Consider the following 18,431-nt stretch of genomic DNA (forward strand, 5'->3'; position numbering starts at 1 on the left):
AGCGCTGGGTCATTTTTATTTCATTGTAGGCATTGGCTTGTTGGAATAAATAAAACTTATAGGGGGATTTTCAGTGACTGTAAAAGTAGGTATAAACGGTTTTGGACGAATTGGAAGACTCGCTTTTCGCCGAATTCAAGATGTGGAAGGGGTCGAGGTAGTAGCGATTAACGACCTTACGAACGCTAAAATGTTAGCTCATCTGCTCAAATATGATACGACGCAAGGCACTTTTCAAGGTGACATTGAAGTCCATGACGGAACCTTCAAAGTAAACGGCAAAGAGGTTAAGGTTTTGGCTAAGCGGAATCCTGAAGAGCTTCCTTGGGGAGAGCTTGGCGTTGATATTGTTCTCGAATGCACAGGCTTCTTCACTACAAAAGAAAAGGCCGAGCTTCACCTGAAAGGCGGAGCGAAGAAAGTCGTCATTTCCGCCCCTGCTACAGGAGACATGAAAACGATTGTATACAACGTGAACCATGAAACACTGGACGGAACGGAAACCGTCATTTCCGGCGCCTCCTGCACAACCAACTGCCTGGCCCCTATGGCTAAAGCTCTACACGACAAGTTTGGTATTCAATCCGGGCTGATGACGACCGTTCACGCTTACACGGGTAACCAAAACACGCTTGACGCTCCGGATCCAAAAGGAGATTTCCGAGCTGCGCGCGCCTCAGCGGAGAACATCGTTCCCTACTCCACCGGTGCCGCAAAAGCCATTGGTTTGGTTCTTCCGGAACTGAAGGGTAAACTGGATGGGGCATCTCAACGTGTACCTGTACCAACAGGTTCTGTGACTGAACTCGTTGCCGTTTTGAATACCAAGGTAACAGTTGAGCAAGTTAACGCTGCTATGAAAGAAGCTTCCGATCCAGAGGCTTTCGGCTACACGGAAGACGAAATTGTATCTTCCGATATCAAAGGCATCACATTCGGTTCGCTCTTCGACGCCACACAGACGAAAGTTCTGACTGTCGGTGACCATCAATTGGTGAAAACCGCAGCTTGGTACGATAACGAAATGTCTTATACAGCCCAATTGGTTCGTACTCTGGAGCACTTCGCTAAGATCGCTAGATAAATAATCGTAAGATGGAGAGAAGTAAAATTCTATGAAGGATGCGCTCCACAGTACGATGATCGATTGTTCGGTATTAGTCTGGTTTTGACCGGATGCGCGTCGGTTGAGCTAAACCATCAATCCGTGGCGGCACCAGGCGGACTATCCCGAATTTCGAACCGAAAGGATGATCACTTTGAAAATTCTCGTCACGGGAGGCACCGGCCTGCTCGGCGGCCGCCTGATTCCGAAGCTCGCGGAGGATGGTCACCAGATTTTCGCCCTCACACGCTCTGCATCATCTCACGCCAAACTCAAGGCCATGGGTGCGACGCCGGTCGATGCTGATCTCGAAAGCAGCACGCCATTCGTGTTACCGGCCATCGATGCGGTTGTGCATGCGGCCGCCCTTTTCCGCTTTTCAGGGCCTCGCGAACCATTCTTCCGTACCAACGTTGATGGCACTGCAGCATTGCTGAAGGCAGCCGAGTTCGCCTGTGCGAAGACATTCGTATACATCAGCGCGGCCGTTATCCATATGGATAACGGCGGTACGCTCATCCGCGACGCTGATGAAAGCGCACAGACTTACCCCAACCACTTCTCCGCCTATCTGGCGAGCAAGGCACGGGCAGATTCATTGGTTCTGGCAGCCAACAAACCCGGCTGTCGCACGTTCGCGCTTCGCCCACCGGCTATCTGGGGACCTGGTGATCCGTTTAGCAGAGCGCTTCCCGATGCAGTCAGATCTGGACAGTTCGCGTTTATCGACCGCGGCGATTACCCTTTTTCAACCTGCCATGTGGACAATGTGGTTGAAGCCATACAATGCGCTCTTGAACGCGGAGAAGGCGGTCATGCCTTCTTCATCAAGGACCAGGAAAGGCAGACTTTCCGTGAGTTCGTCGCCTCCCTTGCGAACTTGCAGGGCTTGTCCATCGATAAGATGCGTTCGCTGTCCTACTGGCTCGTCTCTGCGATTGGCCGGCTGTTCGACACGATCTGGGACATCACGCAGAAAGACGGCGATCCGCCGATCTCACGCTCGATGATACGCATGATTGGGCGTGAGTTCACCGTCAACGATGCCGCTGCACGTCGAGAGTTAGGCTATGTCGGAAGAACTTTGCGCGACGCCGGCTTGCAATGCTATGAGGAACCATCTACTCGAAGATAGGGCTTTGAAGGACAAAAACGACGGCAATCGATGGTAAGTTGTTCTCTGGGCTGGCTCTTTTAGCCAATTTGGTAAGCATGAGCACTACTGGATCATCAAAAGCCTATTAGCGTAAAGGAGCAGTCGCCGCCGGCGATATTGCTCCTTTATTTATTGAACTAAAGTGCTCCGTTAGTTTAGTGATTACTTCATTAAGTATCGGATAATTGCTGCTTTAGACAGTTTTGGACCCTATCCCATACTGAAAGTACTTAGGGGTGCAATGGACATGCAATTCAATTCCCGCACTAGCAGCAATTTGCTCAATCTCTTTATCGCCAAAGAAATTCTTCACTATAGTAGCATGATCACCATTATTAAGCTTCCGAACCATCGTTTGCCCAGATGTCCCCACTACATGAGACTCACGGGTTCCTGCTACTTCTCGATCATCGATAAAGAACATTTTCCCTCCGGGCTTCAAACAGCGTGATACCATGGTGAAGAAGCTCGCCAGTCTCTCTCTGGGTAAATGAGATATCCAAAAAGTAAAAGCAACTGAATCGTATAACTGATCCGGAGACCAACTGAAAAGATCTGCAATGATCGTTCTTACATTGGGTTCAGATACTACCGGATTATGCGAAAGCATTTCTTCGGAACCGTCTACAAGGGTCAATATAAGGGCTTCTTTTAAGAACAGACTACTCCAAGTGCCAGTCCCCGCCGCAAGTTCAAGAAAGTCACCATGAAAATGTTCAGCTTTAAAAGCATTCTTAATCGTACTGATCTCATCGAACCAGATTTGGTTAGCTTCGTCTCCTTGATTAAATGTGCCTCGACGGTACCACCAGTCATCATACTCTGGAGCTCGTTCTTTATAATATTTCAACTGATCTTGAAGCTGCTGATCTGTCACACTTTCGTACGAAGCACCGTTGGTTTCCTTGCTGTTCATGCAAACATCCTTCCCTTCTCCCATCAGGGCTTAAGTCAATGATTTTTCCATTAACAAAAGTTCTAATAAAATTAAATTTTCACATACTTTCGTTGAATATCTCCTCGCCAGAATACAGCTTCCTACAGTAAAACCGTTCAATTGGAAGCAAGCACTTCTGGTTCGCGTTTGAGCCGTTCTCAAGTAACGGAAACGAATTATCCAGAACACTCTCTTGCTTCAATTCCCTGCATTAATACTATGTGTAGCATTGTTAATATTATAATCATAGATACAACAATTATATGATACATCAACTTTAAAACTTGAAATTTTTTATTCTAAAATCATTATGTAATTCGCATTCAATATAGATGATCTAACGTTGTTTCTTTAGGGAAGGATTTCGTGGCTACTTGTCGAAGTAATATAGACAATGATTCAGACAGGCAGGGGAATTTAATGGACTATAAAGCATCCATTCAAGAGATCGAAACCGCACTCCTGTGCTTTTATCTCGCCAGATGATCTACATCATGATACTATTTAGATAATTAACTAAACCGAAATGACACAATGTTCTTGTCCTCACCTTGGGACAAGAACTTGATTCCTTAAAATAAAAAAACTGCTATAATAGCGACTTTGAAAGGAATAATGTTTGTGCGCCGCGACAATAACCCTTAAAGACCGCTCACCCGAGTATCGGATGAGCGGTCTTTTTATTTTACTTCTTGTACTGATTGCCGTGTAAATCCCCACTTCTCGGTTTAAGGATCATCGATTGAATTTCTTATTTAGCATTTTCATGTTGATAAGGACATTTGCATTTATTAAAGAACGGTTCTTTTTATTTAAAAGTTAATACTCAATGCTGCTGGATGAACTGCGCTCATCAAAGTTGTATTTGAATGCAACATCGGAAGAAGACTGATCCTTCATCTGCTCAATTGATTTTCATTTGGTAACTGACAACTTGATCAGAGAACTGGCTAGCGATTTTCATTGGTAATATTTACTTATTAAACTGTGTTCTCTTCTTTGTTAAAGTGGATAAGCATTATCAAGACAAAGATGGGAGTTTTAATAGACATGAACGTTCTCACTAAATCCATGATTGGTCTGCTTTGCGCGACGACACTAGCGGGCACGTATTTCAGTTATACGGAGCATCAGGATAATCGACAATGGGAGCAGCAACAACAGCGCAATACGCAATACTGGTCGCATATGCAATCGATCTACTTGGGCAATTTCGACTATGCGCTTGCGGAGTCCCTTGCGGCACCTACGTTTGCAGATCGGCAAGCAGCACTTCAATCTGCGATTGAAAATGCCAATCTTATATTGCAATTAATAAGGAGTGCATCCGCTACAACGAACATTCAATCTTGGCCAGCGTATGAATCGTTTATCACGAACGGCAGTCGCTACTTGGCCTATCCCGCCAGCGAGAAGAAAATTTCGCTCAACCAGAATCAATTAGAACAAATTCAGCGTCTGAGAAAGTTCGCGAGGACCGCCCTACCGTATCTTGATCTGATGAGAGAGAAAGGTGACGGCACCTCTTTATCGGATATAGAACGGATCTCGACCGAAATGGAAGAGGCCTTGTCTCAACTCGACTCGGTGTCCACGTACGGCAATAAAGCCTTTAACGAGTTCCTGTACAATCAGAATCCTTACGCACCTCCGAAGCCAGGAACCGTTTTCGCCGGTGAAACCACTTATAAGGCTACGGAGCTTGCGGCCAAAGCGAAAATCTTCATGGGCGAAGCTTGGAATACAGGAGCAGGTAAGCAAATCGTCAACATGGTCTCAGGCGGGAGCAGCCCCCAATTAGGAGAAGTCATGGATTTCAAGTTATCAGACACCGCTGGAAAACCAACCAGCACCTATATTGCAACACTGAGTAAAAGCGGACACGTGCTCCAAGTGACACGCGACGGCTCGACCTCCGAAGAAGAAGCTGTGGAGCAATCGATGGACTTAAAGCAGGCTATCTCGGTAGCAGACACCTGGATGGCGCGTTGGTCTGACGAACGTCTGACAATAGTAGCAAAAGAAATAAAAAACACCTCAATTCATATCACTTATATTCCGGTTCGGGAGCAAGTTTCCATTCCGCAGATGCAAGTTTTATGGGAGTTTGATCGCCGTACTGGTGCGTTAAAGAGCTTTGATGCGTATAATTATTTTTACAATTACAATAAAACCTTTCCACTTCACCCGAAACTGACAGCGAAGCAAGCCTTTGAGAAGCTCGGACCAAAAGTAAACGTCTCGGGTAAGCCAAAGCTGGAGATCCGCAACAGCAAGCTTGTATACGCATTTTCTGTCACTGGAATCGAAGGCGTTTCTCACGTATACATAAACGCCCTCACAGGCGCTTACGAAGACATCGATTACAGCTTATAACCACAACAAAACTAGGCAACCCCACGAACACCTCGCTGCGGGCAGCCTAGATTTTTGCGTGCCGATGTGGGGCCACCACAATTCAACTATTCTGTCCGTTAGTTGAATAAAAAAACAGCCGATCACGTTGGTCAGCTGCTTTCTTGGTTTTATTAAGCTAACGTTTTCCCGTTGTTTCAATAAGACCAGCATCGCATATTTGAAAACTGGTAAGATTTCAGCTCGATGCCACCAAGGTGCTAACAGACCTAGTTTATTGAACGGTGTTGATTTTAGGTTGTGTTATGTCTTATTAATTGAAACACTTTTAACAGTTTAGTTAGTACTATCAGTTACTGAGTAAGCCGTTTTAAATGCGAGTATATTTGCACAAATACTATAGCCAACCCTGCCATCAGTAGCCCCAGCACCTCAACAAATGATAAATTACGATGTAAGAAGAGAACATCTAATACAGTGACCTCCAATAGCATCAAATTGTTGATCAGACTATTTTCATAGGCTCTTAAGTACTTTTGACTCCAAGTCCATAAGGAGAATGCAAATGAACCATTTATGATCCCCAGCCAAAGTAGAATACCGATAAGTGGCCAAGAGAAGCTCGGTAACCCTTCAAATAATAGTCCTATTATTAACATACCGAAGGCACCAATCGACATAGGAATGAGAACAAGATCTCCCGGCTTTGCTCTGCCGTTTTTTAGTAAGTGCCTCGTAAAGGCCAAATGGATAGCATATCCAGCACAAGAAGCAAGTATTAATACAATTCCGCTAAAATGGCTTTTCCCAAAATCCCAAGGGAAATAGAAAACAACAATTCCAGCAAGTGCAGCCATTATACCTATAAATGAAGAGCGACCACGTAACTCTCTAAGCCAAAAAACGTCGAGTATAAGTAAAGCTGCAGTATTACCAACGGAGAGTATCATACTCGTTTGTGTTGGTGTTATAAACATTTGGCCAGCGTACTGTAGTCCCTGTGCCATTAGATATCCGGTTACTCCAAGAACAACCAAATAATAGGGTCGTAATTTGATACGTGCATTTCCCTTTTGAGTATCCGGTTTTGGCATGATCATAGTTCGATTCACCAGAATCAACCGAATTAGCAGCAATGTAATTGCAGAAACAGTGTATCGTAATCCAGCTAACGTAAAAGGTCCAATATTATGCTGAAACGCAAACTTATTTAAGATATAAGAAGTCGACCAGAGCAAAGTGACCAATACGGCTGCACCAATGGCGAGAAAATAACGATCTTTGACTGTACCTACACGACTTGAGTCTTCCTTAGTCAATAGAGACACCTCTTGCTTCTTGAGCAATGAGCCATTCTTTGATACACTCCGTTGCCTTTGCTAAAGCCTGCCGATGATGATCATTAATTTCAATAGTGGGTGATCCTTTTTCAGCAATGGTTAAACCGCTAGGCAACTCAAAAATGCGAGAATAACCACTCGCTAGCTCACCACGTGGACTGAACGCAATTCTTCCTTCTAACTTTCCATATGTAACTGAACTACTACCATCCGGGAAACGGATTACAATTACACTCATAAATCGTGCGTTACGAAGTGGAGGGTTATATACATGTTTTAATTTTTTAAGCAATTTTAAACTTCGATCATCATCTGTACCTGGAGCCCACCGGGCAGTACGAACACCAGGCTCTCCATCCAAAACATCTACACATAACCCTGAGTCTTCCGCAATTACTATCCTATTCGATGTTAGCTGCACTGCATTGGCCTTCAAAAGCGCGTTTTCTTCAAAAGTTAATCCATTCTCGTCAACTTCGTCCACTTCACCTGAAAATAACGCCCTGGTTTGGATCGGTAATTCCATTAGTTCTTCCATAAGCATTTTTATTTTCCTGGGGTTCCACGTGGCTAAGACAATTTCCATAACTTTCTCCTCCTATTTAGCTACACTTATAGTTCGTATGTTATGATTGTAGTTAAAAAAAGGGAAATAAAAAGAGTATACTTTTTAATTGGAAACTTCCCCTTTTTATTGTGGAGGTGAATCTTTTGCAGTTATCGGAACATTTCTTCAATCTCAAGAACTTATTTGGTAAGCTCGAAGCGCAAATTTCACAGAAGACGACATTACAGGAGCTCGGCACAGTATGGAACTGTACACCACGAAATGTAAAGTGGATCATACGTCGTTTGTGTACGGCTGGGTGGATCGCATGGTCCCCAGGTCGCGGACGAGGTAATCGCTCAACGTTGACTATATTAACTTCGGAAGCCGAGGTAGCACTTGCACTTGCCCAGGAAGCAACGAATAAAGGAAGATTTCATGATGGAATAAGATATCTTGAAGAGCATGACGTAGACGATGCAATACGTGGTCGTTTTGTACAATGGCTGGAAGGACAGTATGGTTACCGAGTAGATAAGAATGAGAATTATCAACTTGATACGCTGCGTCTACCCTTTTACCGTAGTATGCCTAATTTAGATCCGATTTTCACACTTCGGCGCACGGAGTGGCATATGGCTCGCCAACTCTTTGATACGCTTCTTACCGAGGATGACAACAGCGGAGTCCTCCCTCATTTGGCTTATTACTGGGAGGCTGACGAAACTGGATGTATATGGACTTTTTACATACTTAAAGGGGTACTTTTTCACGATAATACTGAACTGCATGCTAAGGATATTGTCTATACAATTAAACGTTTAACGTCTACAGATTTTGGACGAACGGAATGGACTGAGCTTCCATTGGATAAAATCCGGGCACAGGGCCCTTACTGTGTTGAGATTAGTCTTAAACGACCTTATCATCTTTTATTACAACTGCTCGCTTCTCCGCGGGCTTCGATCCTCCCCCTTTCTTCCGCAGAACGTTTGCCTAGGGATTTTGCACGTCTACCTATTGGAAGTGGACCGTTCCGAGTGATTGAGAATGATAACTCCCAAATTGTTCTCGAGGCATTTCCTTCTTATTTCTCGGGACGAGCTCAACTCGACCGGATTGAACTGTGGATCATAGCAGAGACACGTTATCGTCCATTGCCGCTTAAGGAAATAGCAGGAGAAGCCCTCCCTTATATTCACCCTTTTCAACTTCACACACGGAACAATCATCCGCCTGATATTAAACAAGTAGAAACGGGATGCACATATATGACATTTCAACTGAACAAGCCGGGACCTTTGGAATCTAACGATTTTCGACATTGGCTTTGTCGTGCGGCCAACCCACACCGCATGAATGTTGGTCTCAATAATCATACCTATTCCCCTGCGTACAGTTTTTTTCCCAATTGGAGCATAATAACCGAACAAATGTTAAAGCGTGAATATATGAATGATGGCCCCAGCTATTTTAATACTGAACCAGATCCTCTTAATGCACCTCCCTTTCATCCAGAGCAACCACTATCAATTCTGACATATCATATACTGGGTGATTCCTTGGAGCGAAATGCTCGCTGGTTTAGCGAACAATGCGCTGAATATGGAATAAAGATTAACGTGGAGGTTCGAGATTATGAAGATTTTATTCGTACGGAGATTATCGATGCCGCGGATCTTGTATTAGCTAACGCTGTTGTTAATGATAATTCGGTAATTTCTTTCTTACGTCTTATGTTTGACGATCGTCACGTCATACGTAGGCATCTATCCCCTGAGATTTATGAACATCTAATCATAAGATTACGCAAGATCGAAAATGAGCTTGAAGCAAACAAACGGATCCGAATGACTCAGGAAACAGAACAATGGCTTAAAGATAAATTGGCTATATCCTTTTTGTACCATCTAGATCAGTTTACTTACTATGACAATCGTTTAATAGGAATGCAAACAAACGCTTATGGTTGGGCAGATTTTTATAGACTTGCGTTACGACCGTCCAAGCACTAATGATTTTTCCATATCCAGGAGTAGTAAACTTGGGAGGTTTTGATTTAGGTACCTTCAATCGTTAATCTGAATAAGTTCCCATCCTCGTTTCGAGACAGGAACTTATTCAGATAAATAAAATGGTGACTTTATATCAAATATCAAACACAGTCCCCTTTCTATACGGACAAGCATATCAACAACCTTCGAGTTATCATCTGATTTAATGATGAAAGACTTAAGCAATTGATTTTCTATCGCAAAGTAAATTTTCTACTAAACTAAAATATCACAAAAAATTTAAGCAAGATCAAGAACACCCTAGAAACTTCCTTTTATTCAACTAACCTACCCGTTAGCTTAATGAAACAGATGAAGAATCTTATTAACATTAATACCATGTTCTTAACCTTTTCAACAATGAACTAGTTCTTTGGCTTTGGTCGAAAAAACCTAGTTCCTTAAATGAAAAAATCGTTATTCAAGCGAAGTCTGATAATCGTATGCTTTTATCTAGTCACATGATCTCCATCGAGTTCTATTTAGATAATAACCTAATCCGAAATGATACATTGTTCTTGTCCTCAGCATGGGACAAGAACTTGATTTCTTAAAACAAAAAAGCCGCTATAATAGCGACTTTGTATGGAACAATGTTTTTGTCCCGCAACATCTCTGTTTGCCAATTCATTTCTATGGCTTTCATCTTTAATTCCACCGGATAACTCACTCTGAGGTTTTCATTAAAAAACACCTCCAAGATGATCTCCCTATCTTACGACAAGGTTTCATTCTCTTGAAGGTGTTTTATTTGTCTCACGTTATGTGATCAGTCCATCCGCTTCGTTGGTCTGTCACTGCTTTTCTTTATAACATACATATTCCTAATGAATATAATTGCAATTAAGTAAGTACGGTCATCGCCTCTCTTGTAAATGGAAGCAGATCATCGGTACGTCCTTCTTGAATTTTCTTAGCCCATTCAGGGTCGACCAGAAGAGCACGCCCTACAGCAACCAAATCAAACTCACCATTCTGAAGTCGTTGTACCAATCCATCGATACCGACGTTACTTGCACCTTTACCTTCTGTGAACAGACTTGTAAAGTCACCATCAAGACCAATCGAACCAACGGTGATTGTCGGTTTTCCAGTCAGTTTTTTGGTCCATCCAGCAAAATTCAGATCAGAACCTTCGAATTCCGGCTCCCAGAAACGTCGTGTGGAACAGTGGAAGATATCGACTCCAGCTTGAACCAACGGTGCGAGAAGCTGCTCCAGTAATGCCGGTGTTTCAGCCAATTTAGCCTGATAATCATCTGTCTTCCACTGAGATAAACGCAGTACAATCGGGAAGTCCGGTCCAACTACTTCACGGCAAGCCTCAATCACTTCAACTGCAAAACGTGTGCGAGCCATCATATCTCCACCGTAATGATCCGTACGAGAGTTGGTTTTCTCATACAGGAATTGGTCGATCAGATAGCCGTGTGCTCCATGGATTTCAACACCATCGAACCCAACGCGTTTCGCTTCTGAGGCTGCTTGTGCGAATTCCTGAACGATTGTAGCAATCTCAGCTTCCGAATAATCATTAACATGACCTTTGGCTCCCATATGCCAGATCTGTGGAATAATTCGACCGCCAGCTTCATGTACTTCAGATACAACATGTGCCCAACCATTCATTGCAGCTTCACCATAAAAATGCGGCACATTGGGTTGATTGGATGCATCCGGGTGATTAATTATCGTCCCTTCCGTCACAATAAGCCCCACTGCATTCTCTGCTCTGCGGCGATAGTAGCCCGCAACATCTGAACCCGGGATACCGTCTGGAGAAAATTGACGCGTCATTGGCGCCATAACGATCCGATTGGATAACTTCAAGTGACCTAACTCTATAGGTTGGAACAATGCTTCTACGGATTGAGAAAAATTCATAATAACCTCCACATATTTAGTTTTATATAGTTGACCTAGGAGATGTTAAACAGCAACCAGCCTGGTTAACAGCTAGACGTTACTTCCAAATAAATCAATACACGATTTTTATTGAAAAGCCCCACCTCCTTCAAGGTTTCGTGGTGTATTAATCCGCCTTAATTATTTTTGACTTCGCAGTCAAGAATTTCACAAAAAAAAGATCAAGACATGATCATGCCAAATGAAGTACGCAGAACCATCTCGATCTGTTCACGGGATGAACCTGATTTCTCCATAACTCTCACACCCAGGATGGTGTTATTTAGATAAGATGCAAGCTCTATACTCGTATACCGGTTGGAAATTAACTGTTGTTTCTGGCCACTACTTATGATCTTCTCTAATACCAGTTGAATCTCTTCTACCATGAGTTCAGCTTCGCGTGTGACCTGCTCGTCATCTGTTCCGAATTCGAGTGATGCATTCACAATTAAACACCCTTGGCAGTTAGTTTTATCGTCTAAAAGGGAATATCGTAAGGCATCCAGTTTATCACCGGGAGACGAATCCAGGGCTTCAATCTCCTTCAGTTTCGCTATAACCTGTTCACGGTAAAGTGCCAGTGCCTTCAGGAACAACGATCGCTTGTCTTTAAAAACACAGTACAAACTTTGCTTTTTGACTCCTGTGGTACGCGTAAGGTCCTCATAAGAAGTTGCTTTGAAGCCTTGATTCCAGAACACTTCCATAGACTGGTGTAATACACGATCGACATCAAATTCTCTTGGTCTGCTCATGGGATTAATATATCAGTTATTGACCATGCAGTCAATAACTGATCATCTTCCATCCTAATCTCTACGGAAATTTCCTGCAGGTCCCTTGAATGCAGTCTAACTCTTCCGGTAAGCAACCTTGTGAAAAGCATTGATATAACGGAATAGTGCTTCACCTTCATCAGGCACATGCGTACTTTTATCCAGTGGAAACATCATTGCCTGATACGGCTCTGGCACCATTCTATATTGATGGACATAGGAAGTCAGGATGAACCCGTTGCGTTGCCAGAACTGAATGCGTTCCTGATGAGCCTCCGTTGTTCCGGACTCCGCCTCGATAATCATACCTTTGATCCCGTGTTCCCTTAACGCCCAGGCTCTAAGCTGCTCCAGCATCCAGGTCCCTATGCCCAACCCGCGCAGCTTCTGTTCAACCGCGAGGTAATCGATGATCAGGATGCGGTCCACAGCCTTCCCCTCCAGTCCAGTAACAGCCATCGCAACCACTTCTCCATGATGCACGCCCGTGTGTAAATAACCAATTCCCCGGTCCAGCATACTGCGCAGAATCGCTTTGGTCTTAGCGCCGCTTTGAAAAGCCTCATGATAGATTCGCTCCATCCGCGCCCACAATGCTTCATCCCACTCCTCTATAGTAGTAAACTCTAATTCCAGCATCTCATTCGCCTCCAGATTTCTATCATAACAATTTCCGCCTCTGCTAATAACACTGTTAAACGTTTGTAGAAGGAACTCTACTGGCTAGTTCTTTTATAAATGAATCAAAGAAAAAGCAGAGTACACCACTTGTACGCTGCTTTTTACTCGCTTTATCAGCTTACACCGAATTCAAGACATGTAAGAGATATTCCTTCCGATTTAATGGATTATGATCGTATCTTGTACATGATGGCACTTCACCATCGAAGGACTGATAGCCATAAAATTCGGATAGCAATACACCTTCACCTTGGGTCCAACCCGGAAGTTGGTTCTTGAATGACTGAATATTCTTAATCGGGATCATGCCATATATCATAAATACCTGGTCATTCTGAATCGGATCCTGATAGGTTGAAGAGGCTTGAGTTAGTTTAAATAAAATCCTACTTAGATAATTAGCAGGAACCTCTAATTCGAACCGATGAATGGGTTCATAAATTTGAGTAGTTGCTTCAGCTAGTGCTCTCATTAGCACAAGAGGCGTTAATTTTCGAAAATCACTAGCTGTACTAACTGCACTTGCATAGGCGGTATCCGTAAGTGTCACGATTAGATCGCGAACTTCCCAACCATATAGTCCTTGCTTAAGCGTCTCATAGACGGTTTCTTCAATTGCCTTATGAAACGATAAAGGTAGGGAGCCAAGCTCTACTTCTAGATGATATTCAATACCGGTTGAACGAGGATTCGGATCAATACGAAAGCCTATAGTACTATAAAATGGGTTTCCCTTGTCTCCCATTCTCTCAACTGCCTCCCCTGTAAAGATAGGCTTTTCAATATAAATAGGCTGTGTCATAAGAAATTCGATATCGATTTGAGCGTCTTTTTTCAGTTGATCCCGAATCACTTCTTTTTGAATTTCACCATAAAGATGAATAGATAGCTCCCTTTGAAGAGAATTCTGTTTGATATGAATAAATGGATCCTGTTCGGCTAATTTTTTCAATGCTCTGAATAAATGAATGGTCTCGTTTTCGTCAGAGGCTTTGATCGTTGTTACTAAACTAGGCGGCGAGAACAGAGTTTCAGTCGTTTCATTGGAAGGAACACCGATATCATCGCCAACCTGGCAGTCTGTTAACCCCATAATCTTTACGATATCTCCACTTGCAGCAATTGTTCCATCTGTTGTTTTTCCAGAAAAGAAGTGTTTCAACCCCGTGACCTTGTTGGTAAATTTAATAATTTCTCCTGTTTGATTCATCCGATAATAGGAAAGACTCTCACGTATCTTGATTTCACCAGAGAAAACTCGTACGTAAGCGATCTTTTCGTCGTTTTTTCCACGTTCAATTTTAAAAATTCTCCCTCTTGTAAAAGGAGTATTTTCATGATGAACGGAAGAATGGCAATTCTGTATGGCTGTAATCAAATGGGGAATGCCCTCACCAGTAATTGCCGAACCAAATAGCACCGGATAAAGCTGTGCTTGTTTGAACTGTTCTAGAAACTCCAATTCAAAGTCAACGGGGGCTAAGTCTTTAGCGCTGTAAAGATATCGTTCGAGAAAGCGTTCATTATTATCAGCTAAACGATTTGTTAGGCCCTCCATAAATTTCTGATTGTTTTCCGTGAACAATTCCATATGCGCGGCTGATGTACCGATATTATTAACAAAGCCCATTGCTAAAGCATGGGGTGTCAATTTATCATGGATCTCAGTTAGTAACGATTCGTACCTTGCACCCATACGATCTATTTTATTGATAAAAAAGATTGTAGGAATTTTCAATTTAGCAAGTGTCTTCATCAAAACTCGTGTCTGAGTTTGAATACCTTCGACAGATGAAATGACAAGGATGACTCCATCTAATACTCGTAAAGCCCTCTCAACTTCAGAGATGAACTCGGGGTGACCTGGTGTATCAATCAAATTCACTTTCACATTATTAACCGTAAAGGAAACGACAGCAGATTGAATGGTAATTCCTCGTTGTCGTTCCATTTCCATAGAATCTGTTTGCGTATTTCCTTTATCAACACTGCCGATTTCAGATATGATACCCGTTTCAAAAAGTAATCTTTCAGTTAAACTCGTCTTTCCTGCGTCTACATGCGCAAGAATCCCTATATTTATATTTTTCAAACGTTATCATCCTTTTTATTTTCATATTATTCTCCTTTTGTATAGTCATAGTATTTTTTCGCATACTATTCACGCTCCTTATATGTAATACTCTTATTATACTTTTTATGAATTTTATTACAAACCTTCAACATCAGATTCGTTATCCATCTAGATAAACTCAAAATGAAAAAGACCGTAAAGAAACTAATTCTTCACGGCCCTTTATAAGGTAGGTCAATGATTCATATAATAGTCATATAGTTGCTCGAAGGTTGTAAAGCGTTTGACTTCTCTGCCCACCTTATCATACTCGTCTAGATATTCATCCATCACTTCAAGGAACTTCTCTTTCATTACTGGTAAATCACTTGCATCAAAGTACTGCATAAGATCAAATTTCTTGATCCCCTTCTCCACAGCCATTTCATCAAGATACCCTTGTGCTCCAAAGGCCGAAAGAAAGACGTAGGAAGCATCATTCGTTGTAACACTGTTCAAGATTTTATTGTAGTAGTTGCACCACAATTCTTCGTATGTTCCCCTCAGATTATCAAAGTTAGGAGCAGGTTTAACAATAAAGTTATCGCACATCGTACTATGTAACCTTGTAACGCTATTCAACATATGAAATGATGCTATTCGGATATCTTCAATGGTATGAGCTTCGATGACTGACATGTATAAGGATTCGAGATCATCAGGAACATAGCGAAACGAGCATATCTCTTCCAAATATCGCTTGATTCCTCGTTTGATACACGTGTTATTCATACTGACCAAGGCATTGACTAGATTGTAAAGAACGTCGGCAGATGCATGTCGCACTGAACCGATATCTTCACTCAGCATCGTATCGCTGTATGCTTGCTTAGCCAGATCAATCCATTTTTTTGCTCGATTAAGACACGCTTCTCCTATCGGGCTTGCAAGTGCATCAAGAGCTTTTTGCCTGAAGTCATTCAATTTCTCCAAATCCTCAGGCTTTGCATAGTAGAGTATTTTGAGCTCGGTTAGGCTTGATACGTTGGGACTCTCTAGTGTGGATTGCTCTTGTATTCTTGAATCCCATGGCGTGCAATAGATGTCATATCCAACGTCATCCAAGATGAAGCAATCGGATATTTCCCATCCCCTTTCTGTATTGTTGATAATAATCAAATTAAGATCGCTCTTCTCGTGAAAGTCCCCGGTGCTAAATGAACCCGTAAGCCCAATAATGGCGATATCGTCTAGAAAATCTTTTTTTGCGCGTTCGATAACCATGTTAATTAGCAGTTCATTTTTGCCCAGCAGCTTCTTCTTCATGATTTCGTTCATTCGTTACACCCCTTCGTATAAGCAGGCCGTTCTTCATCCCAACAACCTTAACTTGAGTCTATCGATGTAGAGGTGCGGTTTCTATGTATAAGTTGATTTAATCCAACTTTGCACAAAACCCGCTAAACCGTCGATACGACCATTTAGCGGGTTTCATTAGTTCTTACTATAAACAATTTTCTTTATGCTTTCGTAGGACAAGAAATACTGACCTGCCAACTCCTCTATGCTGACTCCATTGCGAAACAAGGATTTGATCTCAGCGTTTCGAGCAGAGACCCTACTTTTGCTTTGTGTTTTCTCTCCCCATTTTAGGTGTTCCTCTTTGGGTTTGGGGATATAAATCAATTCGCCTTGAACGTATTCTTGAATGATACGTAGCAGTTCTTCGGGAAAAACAAACTCGGCATTTGAATATTTCATGAGCCTCACTCCTTATTTAATAAATCAATAAGGTGCAAAGCCAGTTAGTAGAATATTACGATTTGTCGTTGGCAATGTGATTGTCCCTAAGCTCTATGCAAAGCATTGCCATATCCTTTACTGGCTTTGCATAGAGCCATGCATATAAGAACCCTACCCCGATTGTTTTCAATAGCCTCACCTCCATAGAAAATAGTTAGATTAACCAAGAAATCGCTAATGCGAATATTAAGTATCTCCGTCTCTATCCAATTCCCCAGGTACCGATAAGTTTTGATTTAAACTTTTGAATCTTATAAACAACTTATTGGTTGTCGAATAAGACCTCTGCGGTTAGTTGGATGTGTGCTCTAAAGATCTGTGTAGCACGTTCACCATCGCGGCTAAGAACTGCATCTGCTAATGCCTTATGTTCAGCGAGCCCATCGCGGACTTGCTGTTGCGGGGGGGAACAATGTCGATAAAATTCGCTCAAATCCCAAAGGTTACTGCAGATATCCAAGAGAACTGGATTCGGACATGCGGCAATAAGCTCGTAATGAAATTGACGATGAATCTCGGACCATTCTTCGCGGACAACAAGCTTTTCATTCACTTCCTTGTACTCAGCCGTTTGCGATAGCTTGTGATGCACGGCAATTACATTGGATTCCCATGTGAGATCACCATGGGCGATGGATAGGCGTAAAGCTTCGGATTCATTGATTAACCTCGCTTGTATGATGTTGTTCAGTTCTTCTTCCGACGCCGTCTTTACTGAAAATCCGTGGTTAGGATTTTGCTGTACCAGACCCTGAGTCGCCAATCGCGTCAACGCTTCGCGAACAACAGCAACTGAGACTTCGAAACCTTTAGCTAATTCCGCAACTTTTAATGGAGAACCCGGTTCATATTGTCCAGTCAAAATATCGGATTGTAGTTTCTTCCTGACATTCTCGCTTAAGGTGGACGAACCATTCCTTTTGGCCATGAAGCAGCACCTTCCTTCATACACATTATAATTCTACGTAATTGTATGTAGATAGTTTACACCGTTATCAATAAAAAACAAACATTAAATTCGATAGTGAATTATAAAAACGATTATTATTTACAGAATCGATTATTTAATGTATTATCGAAAATGAAAATAAAAGGAGGTAATTTACAATGAACAACAATCCATTTTCCAAATTGCCAGAAGTAGCAATCTTTCAATTGGAGAGTAATGACATTATGGAGGGACATCCTCTACCGACCCAGCATTATTCGGAGATGTCAACACTTGAGGGAAGTAAAGATCTCTCGCCCCATTTGAAGTGGTCGGGTGCACCCGACGGGACAAAGAGTTTTGTCGTAACTGCATATGATCCGGACGCCCCAACTGGATCGGGGTTGTGGCACTGGGCCGTTATCAACATCCCTGCCAGCGTAACCGAGCTACCTACAGGCGCAGGTGACGAGTATTCCAGCGGTTTGCCGCAAGGCTCCTTGCAACTACCGAATGATTTGAGACTTGAACGCTTTATCGGTGCAGCGCCTCCAGCGGGACACGGTCCGCATCGATATTATTTTGTCGTTCATGCGCTGGACGTCGAAAATATTAGTGTCGCCCCTAATTCCACGCCAGCTCTCCTTGGATTCACCATGCTGAGTCATACGCTGGGGAGAGCAGTTCTCATGGCAACAGGGGAAATCAAGTAAACCAAGATGTTGAAGCATAGGAAAGAATGATATGAAAAATTCCGAGTATCTTATGCGTGTTTACGATTTTTTTTT

At 42.6% G+C, this 18,431-nt stretch carries 15 protein-coding genes; 5 read left to right on the plus strand and 10 right to left on the minus strand.

Annotation, left to right across the window (positions count from 1 at the left end; translation table 11 throughout):
• The first annotated feature begins 73 nt into the window (after positions 1 to 73).
• Positions 74 to 1,084: a type I glyceraldehyde-3-phosphate dehydrogenase gene (gene gap / locus A6049_RS26400; RefSeq protein WP_063567461.1), complete on the plus strand. Its 1,011-nt coding sequence runs from the start codon at positions 74 to 76 to the stop codon at positions 1,082 to 1,084.
• Positions 1,085 to 1,250: 166 nt separating this feature from the next.
• Positions 1,251 to 2,240: an NAD-dependent epimerase/dehydratase family protein gene (locus tag A6049_RS26405; RefSeq protein WP_240321551.1), complete on the plus strand. Its 990-nt coding sequence runs from the start codon at positions 1,251 to 1,253 to the stop codon at positions 2,238 to 2,240.
• 214 nt (positions 2,241 to 2,454) lie between these two features.
• On the opposite strand, the gene A6049_RS26410 is transcribed toward A6049_RS26405, so the two are convergent.
• On the minus strand, positions 2,455 to 3,177 hold the full coding sequence (locus A6049_RS26410) for a class I SAM-dependent methyltransferase (protein ID WP_161490639.1): 723 nt from the start codon (positions 3,175 to 3,177) through the stop codon (positions 2,455 to 2,457).
• A 1,071-nt stretch (positions 3,178 to 4,248) separates the two neighbouring features.
• Here A6049_RS26410 and A6049_RS26415 point away from each other — a divergent pair.
• Complete coding sequence (locus A6049_RS26415; protein WP_063567463.1) at positions 4,249 to 5,574, plus strand: hypothetical protein; 1,326 nt, start codon at positions 4,249 to 4,251, stop codon at positions 5,572 to 5,574.
• Positions 5,575 to 5,906: 332 nt separating this feature from the next.
• Here A6049_RS26415 and A6049_RS26420 read toward each other — a convergent pair whose 3' ends face one another.
• Both A6049_RS26420 and A6049_RS26425 read right to left on the minus strand, forming a co-directional pair.
• Positions 5,907 to 6,872, minus strand: coding sequence for a DMT family transporter (locus A6049_RS26420; protein ID WP_240321552.1), 966 nt, complete (start codon positions 6,870 to 6,872; stop codon positions 5,907 to 5,909).
• Positions 6,865 to 7,479, minus strand: a complete 615-nt coding sequence (locus A6049_RS26425) for a non-canonical purine NTP pyrophosphatase (protein WP_063567464.1) — start codon at positions 7,477 to 7,479, stop codon at positions 6,865 to 6,867. Before A6049_RS26425 ends, A6049_RS26420 begins: the two co-directional genes overlap by 8 nt.
• 125 nt (positions 7,480 to 7,604) lie before the next feature.
• On the opposite strand from A6049_RS26425, the gene A6049_RS26430 reads away from it, so the two are divergent.
• Positions 7,605 to 9,455 carry an ABC transporter substrate-binding protein gene (locus A6049_RS26430; protein ID WP_063567465.1) on the plus strand — a complete coding sequence of 617 codons (1,851 nt, stop codon included), beginning with the start codon at positions 7,605 to 7,607 and terminating at the stop codon, positions 9,453 to 9,455.
• Between the two features lie 882 nt (positions 9,456 to 10,337).
• On the opposite strand, the gene A6049_RS26435 is transcribed toward A6049_RS26430, so the two are convergent.
• The 7 genes from A6049_RS26435 to A6049_RS26465 form a co-directional block, all read right to left on the minus strand.
• Positions 10,338 to 11,378 carry an NADH:flavin oxidoreductase gene (locus tag A6049_RS26435; RefSeq protein ID WP_205412046.1) on the minus strand — a complete coding sequence of 347 codons (1,041 nt, stop codon included), beginning with the start codon at positions 11,376 to 11,378 and terminating at the stop codon, positions 10,338 to 10,340.
• A 203-nt stretch (positions 11,379 to 11,581) separates the two neighbouring features.
• Positions 11,582 to 12,157, minus strand: coding sequence for a TetR/AcrR family transcriptional regulator (locus A6049_RS26440; RefSeq protein ID WP_063567466.1), 576 nt, complete (start codon positions 12,155 to 12,157; stop codon positions 11,582 to 11,584).
• Positions 12,158 to 12,253: 96 nt separating this feature from the next.
• Complete coding sequence (locus A6049_RS26445; RefSeq protein ID WP_063567467.1) at positions 12,254 to 12,817, minus strand: GNAT family N-acetyltransferase; 564 nt, start codon at positions 12,815 to 12,817, stop codon at positions 12,254 to 12,256.
• A gap of 160 nt (positions 12,818 to 12,977) precedes the next feature.
• The gene (locus tag A6049_RS26450) at positions 12,978 to 14,951 is read right to left on the minus strand and encodes an elongation factor G (protein WP_063567468.1); all 1,974 of its coding nucleotides are present in this window, start codon (positions 14,949 to 14,951) and stop codon (positions 12,978 to 12,980) included.
• Between the two features lie 216 nt (positions 14,952 to 15,167).
• Complete coding sequence (locus A6049_RS26455; protein WP_063567469.1) at positions 15,168 to 16,250, minus strand: hypothetical protein; 1,083 nt, start codon at positions 16,248 to 16,250, stop codon at positions 15,168 to 15,170.
• A gap of 156 nt (positions 16,251 to 16,406) precedes the next feature.
• On the minus strand, positions 16,407 to 16,673 hold the full coding sequence (locus A6049_RS26460; protein ID WP_063567470.1) for a CD3324 family protein: 267 nt from the start codon (positions 16,671 to 16,673) through the stop codon (positions 16,407 to 16,409).
• Positions 16,674 to 16,977: 304 nt separating this feature from the next.
• Positions 16,978 to 17,643: a GntR family transcriptional regulator gene (locus A6049_RS26465; protein WP_063567471.1), complete on the minus strand. Its 666-nt coding sequence runs from the start codon at positions 17,641 to 17,643 to the stop codon at positions 16,978 to 16,980.
• A 179-nt stretch (positions 17,644 to 17,822) separates the two neighbouring features.
• On the opposite strand from A6049_RS26465, the gene A6049_RS26470 reads away from it, so the two are divergent.
• Positions 17,823 to 18,356, plus strand: coding sequence for a YbhB/YbcL family Raf kinase inhibitor-like protein (locus A6049_RS26470; RefSeq protein WP_063567472.1), 534 nt, complete (start codon positions 17,823 to 17,825; stop codon positions 18,354 to 18,356).
• The last annotated feature ends 75 nt before the right edge of the window (positions 18,357 to 18,431 follow it).

It is taken from the genome of Paenibacillus sp. O199 (genome assembly GCF_001636635.1).
Taxonomy (GTDB): domain Bacteria; phylum Bacillota; class Bacilli; order Paenibacillales; family Paenibacillaceae; genus Paenibacillus; species Paenibacillus marchantiae.